Origin of the sequence: Microbacterium sp. B24 (genome assembly GCF_000333415.1) — a bacterium.
Classification (GTDB): Bacteria; Actinomycetota; Actinomycetes; order Actinomycetales; family Microbacteriaceae; genus Microbacterium.
Genome location: NZ_BADB01000301.1, coordinates 1 through 7,923, shown reverse-complemented (window position 1 = coordinate 7,923; position 7,923 = coordinate 1). Strand labels below are relative to the sequence as shown.

The 7,923-nt window shown below is 67.8% G+C and carries 7 protein-coding genes and 1 pseudogene; 6 read left to right on the top strand and 2 right to left on the bottom strand.

Going from position 1 to position 7,923, the window contains the following annotated elements; genetic code table 11:
* The 4 genes from I5I_RS07840 to I5I_RS07825 all read left to right on the top strand — a co-directional run.
* Positions 1-463: non-canonical purine NTP pyrophosphatase (locus I5I_RS07840; RefSeq protein ID WP_036318258.1), on the top strand; the 463-nt coding region annotated here is incomplete at its 5' end.
* 66 nt (positions 464-529) lie between these two features.
* The gene (locus I5I_RS07835; RefSeq protein ID WP_036318257.1) at positions 530-1,447 is read left to right on the top strand and encodes a cation diffusion facilitator family transporter; all 918 of its coding nucleotides are present in this window, start codon (positions 530-532) and stop codon (positions 1,445-1,447) included.
* Positions 1,448-1,503: 56 nt separating this feature from the next.
* Complete coding sequence (locus I5I_RS17550) at positions 1,504-1,764, top strand: hypothetical protein (protein WP_239640055.1); 261 nt, start codon at positions 1,504-1,506, stop codon at positions 1,762-1,764.
* Positions 1,765-1,852: 88 nt separating this feature from the next.
* Complete coding sequence (locus I5I_RS07825) at positions 1,853-2,308, top strand: spermidine/putrescine ABC transporter permease (RefSeq protein ID WP_148285511.1); 456 nt, start codon at positions 1,853-1,855, stop codon at positions 2,306-2,308.
* Between the two features lie 3 nt (positions 2,309-2,311).
* On the opposite strand, the gene I5I_RS07820 is transcribed toward I5I_RS07825, so the two are convergent.
* Positions 2,312-4,744, bottom strand: a complete 2,433-nt coding sequence (locus tag I5I_RS07820; protein ID WP_036318254.1) for an ATP-dependent DNA ligase — start codon at positions 4,742-4,744, stop codon at positions 2,312-2,314.
* A gap of 59 nt (positions 4,745-4,803) precedes the next feature.
* Here I5I_RS07820 and ku point away from each other — a divergent pair, with 59 nt between their 5' ends.
* Positions 4,804-5,652: a non-homologous end joining protein Ku gene (ku, locus tag I5I_RS07815; RefSeq protein WP_036318253.1), complete on the top strand. Its 849-nt coding sequence runs from the start codon at positions 4,804-4,806 to the stop codon at positions 5,650-5,652.
* Between the two features lie 47 nt (positions 5,653-5,699).
* On the opposite strand, the pseudogene I5I_RS16380 reads toward ku, so the two are convergent.
* Positions 5,700-6,381 (bottom strand): annotated as a pseudogene (locus I5I_RS16380) (DedA family protein); the annotation flags it as partial.
* 428 nt (positions 6,382-6,809) lie between these two features.
* Here I5I_RS16380 and I5I_RS07805 point away from each other — a divergent pair.
* Positions 6,810-7,923, top strand: a 1,114-nt coding sequence (locus I5I_RS07805; protein WP_036318259.1) for a DUF262 domain-containing protein, incomplete at its 3' end; no start/stop codon positions are given.

The window sequence follows — 7,923 nt, the reverse complement described above, 5'->3', positions numbered from 1 at the left end:
CGCCCTCATCAAGGCGCGAGCCGCCGCGGCGCACACCGGGTTGCCGGCGCTCGCGGACGACTCCGGCGTGTGCGTGGACGTGCTCGGCGGTGCCCCCGGTGTGTTCTCCGCGTACTGGGCCGGGCACCGTAAGGACGCGCGGGCCAACCTGGAACTGTTGCTCGATCAGCTCTCCGACATCGCCGACCCGCATCGCACCGCTCAGTTCGTCTCGACCATCGCTCTGGTCGTTCCGGGGCCAGGCGGTGTCGTCCGTGAGGAAACGGTGGAAGGCGTCTGGCCGGGAAGACTCGCGACCGCTCCGTCGGGTACGGGCGGGTTCGGCTACGACCCGATCTTCCTGCCCGACGACCAGGGCGGCCGATCGGCCGCTGACCTGTCGCCGGCGGAGAAGAACGCCGCGTCGCACCGGGCTCGCGCCTTCGTCGCGCTGGCTCCGCTGCTGAGCACGCTGGAGCGATAACCGCTTTCATTCCCGACTAGGCGAAAGCTGCCGCGTGAAGGCTGAGCGCGGCCTAGCCTCGTTCCTATGCACGATCACGCACCGACCGGCATCCGTGGCGCGAGCAATCGCCGCCTGCTCACGATCTCGCTCTGTCTCACCGCAACCGTCACGCTGGTGCAGGTCATCGGCGCCCTCCTGACCGGGTCGCTCGCGTTGCTGGCCGACGCGGCGCACATGTTCACGGACTCGTCCGCACTCGTGGTCGCACTGATCGCCTCGACCGTGGCCGCGCGTCCTGCGAACGACCGCAACACCTACGGCTACCAGCGCGCGGAGGTGTTCGGCGCGCTGGTCAACGCGGTGATCCTGATCGCGCTGATGGTGTGGATCGCCGTCGAGGCGGTGCAGCGACTGCTCGCTCCGTCGGAGGTCGAGGTGGCCGGAGCGCTGATGCTGCTCGTCGCCGCCGTCGGCCTCGTCGCCAACGCCGTGTCGATGTACCTTCTCAGCGCCGCGCAGCGCCGCAGCATCAACGTGCGCGGCGCGTACATCGAGGTGCTCGGAGATCTCATCGGCTCGGCGCTGGTGATCGTCGCCGCCGTCGTCATCTGGACGACGGGATGGATGCCGGCCGACGCGCTGGCGTCGCTGCTCATCGCGGTGATGATCCTGCCACGCGCGATCGGACTGCTGCGCGAGGTGTTCTCGGTGCTGGGCGAGCGCGCGCCGCGGGGGACCGAGGTCGCGGAGATCCGCGATCACATCCTCGGCGAGGACGGCGTCGTCGACGTGCACGACGTGCACGTGTGGCAGCTCACCCGCGGCGCTCCGGTCTTCACCGCGCACGTCGTCGTCAGCGACGATCTGCTTGCCGGGGGATCGGCGGGAACGGGAGCGCTGCTGTCCCGTCTGCAGGGGTGCCTGTCCCGACACTTCGACGTGGAGCACTCGACCTTCCAGTTCGAGCCCGCCGGTCATCGGGAGCACGAGGCGCACGTCTGACACGCGGAACGGCTGCCGGCCACGCTCCGCGTTGACGATGTGTCACGATGCAGAGCATGGATGCCGCCACACGCGAGGAGTTCGCGACGCTGCGCCGACGTGCGTACGGGCCGAACGCCGACATCGCCTACGACCCCGCGGCGCTCGCGCGGCTGCGTGAACTCGAGCAGCGTCAGGACCGCGGTTTTGCCGCCGAGCAGTCGGCACGGATGGCGGAGGCCGAGCGCCCCGGCCGAACCGCCGGTGCCGCGACCGGAGAGCGCCGTGCCGGAGACGCCTGCGCCCGCCGGGGACGCGGCCGCTGTCGGCGTTGCTGAGCCGCACGGGGCGGGGCAGCACTATCTCTCGTCGCCGACCCCTCCGCCGATCGGCCGTGCGCTGCTCATCGGGTGGGCTGCGTCGATCGTGGTCGTCGCGATCGTCGTGGGCGCGCTCGTGTTCGCACTGGCGTCCCTGCGACCGGTGTCGGCGGTCACCGGTGCCCGTCAGGTCGCGAGCCTGGACCAGCCGACGGCGGACGTGCCGATGGTGCTGCCGTGGGCGCGCAACGGCGACCGGGGCACCACCTACAGCTTCGCTGGTCTGCTCATCGTCGTGTCCTCCGGCGAGAACCGCGGTTTCGAGGGGGAGTGCGTCACCGTGCTCCAAGACGCGCCGGACGTCGCGGGCTCCCAGATCGGCAATAGCGCGTGCAGCGCGAGCCCCTTTCACCCGGCGGTGTCCATCCACGTCGACCGCGGCAGCTCGGAAGAACTGACGGCAGCCTTCCCCGTCGGCACGGTGCTTCAGTTTGAGTGGGACGGCACCGCCGTAGCTGTCTTCGCCGCGGACCCGCCTGCGCCGACCAGTGCGCCGGCGTGAGGGCTACTCCTCGCGGCGAACGTCCATCGGCTGCTTGTCGGCGCGGAGTCCTCGCCACCGTGCGTGACGGAGCGTGCCGTTGGGCGTGAACTCGGCGTACTGGACCTCGCCGACGAGTTCCGGGCGCAGCCAGAGGGCGTCGGAGGCGTCTGCGGCGGGCACGCCGACGAACGGGTTGGTGTCGGCGCGCAACGGCCGCATCCGCTCCTCGAGTCGGGCGAGCTCGCGGTCGGTGAACCCCGAGCCCACGCGGCCGACATAGCGCAGGCCCCCGGCATCCGGGATGCCGAGCAGCAACGATCCGATGCCGCCGCGTCGTTCGCCCTTTCCGGGGCGGATGCCGCCGATCACGACCTCCTGCGTCGCCGTCAGCTTGACCTTGAGCCATCGTTCGGAGCGGATGCCGCGTCGATATGGCGACTGCGGATCCTTCACGACGACACCTTCCAACCGCAGGTCGGCGGCAGCCGTCAACGCGTCGGCGATGTCATCGGTGACGGGCGGCACGACGAGCGGTGATGCGGCGTCTGCCGTCACCGACTCGAGCAGTTCTCGTCTTTCGCGGAGGGGTCGCTCTGCGATGTCGTCGTCGCCGATGCACAGCAGGTCGAAGACGAAGTAGTGCACGGGTGTGGCGGTGGCTTCGCGGGCGATGCCGCGGGCGCCCGTGAGATGCATCCGCGACTGCAGTCGCGTGAAGCTCGGGTGCCCGGCGGCATCGAGCGCGACGATCTCGCCGTCGAACACGGCGGGCAGCGCGCCGAGCCCGAGGTCTGCGGCGGTGAGCTCGGGATAGCGCTCCGTGATGTCGACGCCGCTGCGTGCACGCAGCCGCATCCGGTCGCCATCCCATGATGCGACGGCCCGGATGCCGTCCCACTTGAACTCGACCCACGGGAGGCCGCCCCAGCGTCGGGCCGCGGAGGTGGCCAGCGCGGGTGTCGACGACACGGCGAGCATCGGCGCCGCGCTGTCGCTAGACGAGCGAGACGGCATGCGGTGACCGGCGCCGGCAGCGGCCACGGCGGACGTCGCCGCATCCTTCCCCGCCGGCTTCGTGCGGTGCAGCAGCCACTGCGACTTCTCGCCGGCGCCCGACGTGCGGATCAGGGCGAGGCGCACGCGTCCGAGCGGTCCGCCGGGACGGCCCGTGAGGGTTGCGATGACCTCGTCATCCCGCCACTTCTCCACGGTGAAGGTGCCGGAATCCCACACGGTCATGGCACCCGCCCCGTACTCGCCGGCGGGAATCTCGCCGGCGAACGTCAGGTACTCGATCGGGTGCGGTTCGGTCATCACCGCCAGGTGGTTGCGGTCGGGAGAATCGGGGATGCCGCGAGGCGCCGCCCAGCTCACGAGCACGCCGTCGCGCTCGAGCCTGAGGTCCCAATGCAGCCGCGACGCGTGGTGCTCCTGAATCACGAACCGCCATGTTTGCGTCGAGCCGCCATGATTCGGCGCGTCAGAACGTGGCGGCTCGGCGGAAGAATGGCGGCTCGGCGGGAAGGGCTCGGGCGTGGCGGAGGGGGTGCGCTTGGCCACGTACGCGGCGAGCGGATCGGGGGCGGCGGGGGCGAGGGGGGCGAGCAGGTCGCCGTCGGCGGCGGCGCGGGTGAGCACCTCGTCGATCAGCAGGTGGCGCAACTCGGGGTCGTCGAGCTCGGCCCAGGTGCGCGGAGCCGCGACGGTCGGTCGGGCGCGCCCGCGGAGCGAATACGGGGCGATGGTGGTCTTCGCCGCGTTGTTCTGCGACCAGTCGACGAACACCTTGCCGGGACGGGCGGCCTTACTCATCGCGCTCACGACGAGATCGGGATCGTCCGCTTCCAGGGCGCGTGCCAGTTCGCGGGCGAACACCGAGATCTCGTCGCTGGATCGAGTCGTGTCCAGCGAGGCATACAGGTGAATACCCTTGGATCCGCTCGTCACCGGCGACGGCTCCATGCCCATGTCCGACAGGATGCCGCGGGCCCGTCGTGCCACCTCCGCGCATTCGGCGAGCCCGACGCCGGGGCCCGGGTCGAGGTCGAGCACGAGGCGGTCGGGGTATCCGCGCCCGCCGTGGTCGAAGCGCCACTGCGGCGTGTGGAGTTCGAGGCTCGCGACCTGCGCGAGGTAGACGAGTCCGGCGACGTCGGCGACCAGCGGGTAGTCCTTCGCTCCGCCGGAATGGTCGATCGGGTGTCGCGGCATCCAATCGGGCGCGCCGGCTTCGAGGTCTTTCGCGAAGAAGGGCGCCTCGCCGGTGCCTTCCGGCCAGCGCAGCCTCGTGACCGGCCTGCCGGCAAGGTGCGGCAGCATCACGGGAGCGATGCGCGAGTAGTAGTCGATCACCTCGGCCTTCGTGGTGCCCGTGTCGGGATAGAGCACTTTGTCGAGGTTGCTCAGACGCAGGCGACGCCCACCGACGTCGACCACCTGCGCTGACTGTGCCATGGCGCCAGGCTAGCGTCCAGCCCCTGGCGTCGGCCGCCGCGAGCCGGTTGGATGGCCCCATGAGAGCGATCTGGAAGGGCGCGTTGACGTTCGGCCTCGTCAACGTCCCGGTGAAGGTGTACTCGGCGATCGAGGACCACGACGTGCCGCTGCACCAGGTGCACGCGGCCGACGGCGGGCGCATCCGGTATCAGCGCATCTGCGAGCTCGACGGCGAGGTCGTGCCTTACGCCGACATCGACAAGGCATACGACGACGGCGAGCGCACCGTGGTGCTCACGGCGGAGGACCTCGCCGCACTGCCGTCAGAGCGCAGCCGCGAGATCGAGGTGGTCGAGTTCGTCCCCAGCGACCAGATCGATCTGCTGACGCTCGACCGGCCGTACTATCTCGAGCCCGACTCGTCGTCGCCCAAGGCCTATGTGCTGCTGCGCAAGACCCTGGAACGCACCGATCGGACGGCCGTCGTGCGTTTCTCACTGCGGCAGAAGACGAGACTGGCCGCCCTGCGCGTGCGCGGCGATGTGCTCGTCCTCCAGACGCTGCTGTGGGCCGACGAAGTACGCGAGGCGACCTTTGCCGCTCTCGACGAGCCGGTGAAGATCTCCGACAAGGAACTGGAGCTGTCGGCATCCCTCGTGGAGAGCTTCTCGGCCGACTTCGATCCCGACCAGTTCGTCGACGAATACCAGCAGGAGCTGCGCACCCTCATCGACGCCAAGCTGGAGAAGGGCGATGCCCTCGACACGTCCGAGACCTTCGGCGAGAAGGGTGAGAAGGATGCCGGCGGCGAGGTCATCGACCTGATGGCGGCGCTGAAGGCCAGCGTGGAGCGCAGCCGCGCGGCGCGGGCCGAGAAAGAGAAGGTGGCCTCGCCCGAGAAGGGCAAGGCCACCAAAGCATCCTGAGTCAGGCCGCGGGCGTGCCGTCTTCGAGGGGCTCGACCGTCTCGGGCGGCGTGCCGGACTGCTGCTCGTGCTTTCACCTGCGGGCGCTCGGAGAAGTAGTGCCAGACGGTCACCAGTGCGGTGCCGCCGACAGCCGCGAGCAGGATGAGGTCGATGTAGTGCTCGACGAAGGTGGCCACCGGCGGGGATGAAGCCGATCAGGTACCCGAACATCGTCAGGCCGAAGCCCCAGAGGATGGCGCCGATCAGGTTGTACAGCGAGTACTTGCGCCACGGCATGTGACCGACACCGGCGGCCACCGGGGCGAAGGTGCGGACGATCGGCACGAAGCGGGCGAGGATGACCGTGAGGCCGCCGTACCGCTCGAAGAACGCGTTGGTGCGCTCCACGTTCTTGCGGCTGAACAAGCCGGATTCCTTGCGCTCGAAGACGGCGGGTCCGCCCTTGTGCCCGATGAAATACCCGACCTCGCCGCCGATGAACGCCGCGAGGCCGATGAGCAGCGCCACCCACCACACGCTGATGCCGAAGATGCCGTGCGGCGTGGTCGCCGTCGAGTGCGACAGCAGGCCCGAGATCACGAGGAGCGTGTCGCCCGGAAGGAGGAAGCCGACCAGCAGGCCGGTCTCGGCGAAGACGATAAAGCACACCACCAGCAGGGCCCACGGGCCGGCGCTCTGGATGATGGCCGCAGGGTCGAGCCAAGGGATGAGGGCGAGAGCGTGCACGAAGTTCCCGTCGGTAGATCGGCGGTGGACAGTCGCTCAGAGAAGCGATCGCGGTCAGTCTACCGGGGCGGTTCCCGAGTGATTGCGGTGAATCGGCTGATCAATCCAGGCGCCGCGCGCTGATTCGTTTTGTGCGGAAGGTGGGACTTGAACCCCCTGTCTGAGGAACAAATCGCCTGGTAAGCGCATTATTTCGCGAACCTGGATACCGTTCGATCAGGCCAGATCAGGGTGCAAATGGGGCGATTGTGTCCAAAATGTGTCCACGGCAGCCGGCTCGCTGGCAGGGCGACAACGGTTCGTCAGAGGTTTGAAAGCCCGGATCCCCTCAGCCTCCTGGGAGTACGTACAGACGCCGATGCCGTCGCTGGCGACCGACACGCGCGCGCATATGAATAGCTATGGCTCTCCTGTGGGATGCTTCCGGTGTGTCCGAACTCGACTCTCAATCGCGCTCGCTTCAGTCCCTCTACTCCTGGTTTGCCGAAGGCAAGCTGTCGGTTAACAGGCGCTACCAGAGGAAGTTGGTCTGGACGCTTGAGGAGAAGCAGAAACTGATCGAATCGGTGCTCAAACAGTACCCAGTCCCCGCCATCTTGCTGGCAGAGAAGGGTGATGACGGGTACGAGATCATCGATGGGCTGCAACGACTCCACGCGCTCATGTCCTTCATGGAGACCGAGTTCGAGACGGGAGATGGCCGGCGATTCGATGTATCGAGGTTCGCTACAGCGCAGACGCGCGCGGACGAGGGAATCTTCGAGATCGAAGGAGGCGAACTCCTGACACCCCGGGAGGTCAGTGCCATCCTTGACTACAACATGCCGGTGTCGGTGATGCGTGGCGCTAGTGAATCTGAGATCGACGACGTGTTCGCCCGCATCAATACATACGGGCATCGTCTCAGTGACCAGGAGCGCCGGCAGGCGGGTGTGCAAGACAAGTTCGCTGGTATGGTCAGGGAGCTTGCGTGCGACGTTCGCGGAGATGTGTCGAGCGACGTGCTCGATCTTGGCGACATGCCGTCAATCAGCGTCGATCTGCCCATGACTCGGCATGGATACGACGTGGTCGCGGCCGACGTGTTCTGGGTGCAGCAGGGCATTCTGAGGTCCACTGATCTCCGCGATAGTATGGATGAGCAGTGCATCGCTGACGTCGCGGCGTCGATCATAGGCGGTTCACTGCTTGAGCGATCGAAGGAAGCGCTCGACGCTATCTATGAAGCGGGGTCCGTCGAGAACCTCCGAATCTCGGCCGCTCTTGACACGCACGGCGTCGCGAAGTTCAAGAGTGAGTTCGCGTACTGCATCGACGAGATCAGGAAGATCTGCGAGGCAGGGGGCGACAAGAAGCTACGCAGCATCATCTTTGCCAAGGGCAACACGAATGCGTTCCCCTCGGTATTCGCCGTGATGATGATCGCGCTGCACGAAGCCCTGATCGTGGGTGGACAGATGATCGCCGACTACGCCGGTGTTAAGAAGGCCATCACCGGCCTCTATGACAGGCTCGAGACGAGCCGTGCGTCCACTGCTCCTG